Origin of the sequence: Streptomyces montanisoli (assembly GCF_017813245.1) — a bacterium.
In the GTDB taxonomy this organism is placed as follows: domain Bacteria; phylum Actinomycetota; class Actinomycetes; order Streptomycetales; family Streptomycetaceae; genus Streptomyces; species Streptomyces montanisoli.
This window is the reverse complement of the sequence record NZ_JAGIQL010000313.1, coordinates 1-3,214: the sequence shown is the minus strand read 5'-3', so window position 1 is coordinate 3,214 and position 3,214 is coordinate 1. Positions and strand designations below refer to the sequence as shown.

4 protein-coding genes are annotated in these 3,214 nt (G+C 71.9%); 2 read left to right on the top strand and 2 right to left on the bottom strand.

Going from position 1 to position 3,214, the window contains the following annotated elements:
• The first annotated feature begins 195 nt into the window (after positions 1–195).
• Positions 196–1,041, top strand: a complete 846-nt coding sequence (locus tag JFN87_RS32695) for an alpha/beta fold hydrolase (RefSeq protein WP_209346083.1) — start codon at positions 196–198, stop codon at positions 1,039–1,041.
• Positions 1,042–1,069: 28 nt separating this feature from the next.
• Here JFN87_RS32695 and JFN87_RS32690 read toward each other — a convergent pair whose 3' ends face one another.
• Positions 1,070–1,903, bottom strand: a complete 834-nt coding sequence (locus JFN87_RS32690; RefSeq protein ID WP_245182841.1) for an NYN domain-containing protein — start codon at positions 1,901–1,903, stop codon at positions 1,070–1,072.
• 329 nt (positions 1,904–2,232) lie between these two features.
• Between JFN87_RS32690 and JFN87_RS32685 the strand changes: the two genes are divergently transcribed.
• Positions 2,233–2,385: a DUF8834 family protein gene (locus JFN87_RS32685; RefSeq protein WP_199810043.1), complete on the top strand. Its 153-nt coding sequence runs from the start codon at positions 2,233–2,235 to the stop codon at positions 2,383–2,385.
• 110 nt (positions 2,386–2,495) lie between these two features.
• Here JFN87_RS32685 and JFN87_RS32680 read toward each other — a convergent pair whose 3' ends face one another.
• Complete coding sequence (locus JFN87_RS32680) at positions 2,496–3,101, bottom strand: MarC family protein (protein ID WP_030912483.1); 606 nt, start codon at positions 3,099–3,101, stop codon at positions 2,496–2,498.
• Between the last annotated feature and the right edge of the window lie 113 nt (positions 3,102–3,214).

Here is a 3,214-nt window from a genome sequence, read left to right as displayed (position 1 = left end):
CCGCACCCGCTCGTCGAAGCCGGCGCAGCCGGAGGCGTGAGGCGGCGGGCGTCGGCCCGCGGCTGACGCGATGGTGGCCCGGGACCCCGAGGGGTTCCGGGCCACCGGCATGCCGGGCCGCTGGCCCGGGCCGGGGCGCAGCGCCCGCCCGGATCACCGGCGCGCGCACCGCGGGCGCACCGTTAGCCTCGTGCCATGAGTCGGCCCCACAGCTTCGCACCGCCCGCCTGCGCCCGTGCCCGTACGCTCGCCACCTCCCGGGGCGACTTCGCCGTGATCGAGGCGCTGCCCGCCGGGGAGGCCGTCGCGACGGCCGTCCTGCTGCCCGGGTTCACCGGCAGCAAGGAGGACTTCAACGCGCTGCTCGAACCGATGACCGCGGCCGGCTACCGGGTCGTGTCCGTCGACGGGCGCGGCCAGTACGAGTCGGCGCCGCCCGCCGACCCCGGCGGCTACGCGCAGGCCGAACTCGCGGCGGACGTGCTGGCGCAGGCCGAGGCGCTCGGCGCGCCCGTGCACCTGCTCGGCCACTCCTTCGGCGGGCAGGTCGCCCGCGCGGCGGTGCTGCTCGACGCGCGGCCGTTCCGTTCGCTCACGCTGATGTCGTCGGGGCCCGCCGAGATCTCCCAGGCCGAGCGGGAGCGGGCGAAACTGCTGATCGACGCGCTCGCCGTGATGACGATGGAGCAGGTGTGGAACGCCATGGCGGAGATGGCGCCGCTCGAAGAGACCCCGGTCGACGGCGACGACCTGCGCAGGCGCTGGATGGCGACGGACCCGGCGCAGCTGGTCGCGGCGGCGGGTCTGCTGGTGGCGGAGCCCGACCGGGTCGACGAGCTGGCGGCGGTGCGGCCGCCGCTGCCGCTGCACGTCGTCTCGGGTGACGAGGACGGCATCTGGCCGCCGGAGCTGCTCGACGACATGGCGCGGCGCCTCGGCGCGCGCAGGACGGTCGTACCGGACGCGGGGCACTCGCCCAACACGGACAGGCCGGACCCGACGGCCGCCGCGCTGATCGGGTTCTGGGACGACCACCGCTGAGGCGCCACGGGCGGCGGTACCTCCCGGCTCAGTACTGCGCCTGGAGGTGCTGCCAGAACCCGTCGCGCAGCGCCCGGCGCAGCGTCGCGTGGCCGCGCAGGGACCGCTGGAGCAGGCGCTCCGCCTCGATCAGCAGGTCCTGGTCGACGCCGCCTGGCAGGTACGGGTGGCCGGGCAGCAGCTCGGCCATCGTCTCGCGGCCCCGCTCGACCAGCCAGGTCGCCGCGATCTGCGCGCCGACGAAGCGCACCTCGTCGCGGCTCGGCGGCGGCTGCGCCTCGTGCTCCCAGGTGGTGACGGGCCTGCGGGTCACGAACGGCTTGCAGAAGTCGAGGTCGAACGTGCGCTGGCTGTCGACCTCCCACAGCAGCGGCTCGGCCTGGTTGCGCCCGTCGGCGCCCTCGATGCCCCACAGGTGCACGCGCGCGCCGTAGCCCTGCGCCGCCTCGACGGCCGAGACCAGGTCCTCGTCGCCGCCGACGAGTGCGGCGTCGCTGATGGCGCGGTGGCGTGCGAGGGACTCGAGGTCCGTGCGGATCAGCGAGTCGACGCCCTTCTGCTGGTTGTTCGCGTTGAGGTTGCCGAGGCGCACCTTGACGTCGGGCAGTTCCGCGATGCCCTGCTGCTCGGGGGTGTGGATGCGGCGCCTCGCGCCGTCGTACCAGTACACGCGCAGCAGCCTGCTGTCCGCGAAGATGACGCGCGCCTTGTCGATCAGCGCCTCGATGAGGCCCTCGGCGTCGAGGTCGAAGGAGCGGCGGTCCTCGGTGCCCGCCACCAGCAACCCTGCCGAAGCGTAGACGTAACCCGCGTCGACGAAGATGGCGTGCGTGGACGGGGTCTTCGCCACCTCGGCGAGCATGCGGGTGAGCAGCTCGTTGGTGTGCGAGAGCCGCTGCACGAGGTCGTCGGCGAAGGCGCCGCCGGGCGCGTGGCACTGCACGCCTTCGCCGCTCGTCGTGGTGGTCTCCGTCTGCGGCTCGCTTGCCTCGCTCATACGCGCTTCGTTCTCCATGGCCGGCACCCGTACCGGCCAGTAGTTAGATGCTCGAAAGATTTCTTTAGCGTAGGGAATGTTTGCACAGCGAAAGTCGTTGATTCCGATGTATCGATCGATACTCGCTCGATAGTTTCGCTGTTATCAGCAGTTCAGTAGTTCTCCACCAGGAGGATCAGACGAAGGGAGAAGCCTTGCGCTTCGAGATCACGCGACTCGACGACGTCGACGGCACCGCCGTGGACAGCACCGTCGTTGAAGCAGCCTCCGTCAACCGGATCGTGCAGCAGGCCGCCGCGATGGGCCAGCGCATCTACATCCGGCCGGCCGAGACACCGGCCTCGTAACTCTCTTTCCCGCCGCCCCGACGCGATCATACGGTTCGGCAGACGACGCCACCGCGCCCCCCGATGTTCCGGGGGGCGCGGTGCTGTGTGGGGGGCGTCTCCACCGCGGCTCAGGAGCCCCGTACGACCTGGGTGACGCCGTTGATGATCTGCTGCACCGCGATGGCGGACAGCATCATTCCGGCGAGCCTGGTCACGAGCACGACGCCGCCGTCCTTGATCAGCCGGATGATCAGCAGCGAGTACCGCAGGACCAGCCACAGGACGACGTGCATGGCGGCGATCGCGGCCCAGACGGAGACCTGCGCCGTGACCCCGTGCGCGTGCTGCACGGCGAGGATCACGGAGACGATCGCGCCGGGCCCGGCGAGCAGCGGCATGCCGAGCGGCACGAGGGCGGCGTTGACGTCCTTGGTCTGCTTGGGCTCCTCCGTCTTGCCGGTCAGCAGGTCGAGGGCGATCAGGAGGAGGAGCAGCCCGCCGGAGATCATCAGCGCGGGCACGGAGATGTGCAGGTAGTCGAGGATCTGGCGGCCCAGGACCCCGAAGATCGCGATCACGCTGAAGGCGACGGCGACCGCCTGCCAGGCCATCGCGCGCTGCACCTTGGCGGTGCGGCCCGAGGTGAGCGCGAGGAAGATCGGCGTGATCCCGGGTGGGTCCATGATCACGAACAGGGTGAGGAAGAGGGAGCCGAACACGGCGAAGTCGAACACGGCGGGGCCTTGGTGAGGAGTGTGTACGGGGAAGGCGGCGCGGCGTGCGGGCACGCACGCGCGCGGGGACCGGCCGGACGCGCCTCGGAAGGCGGCCGGCCCGGCGGGTCGGG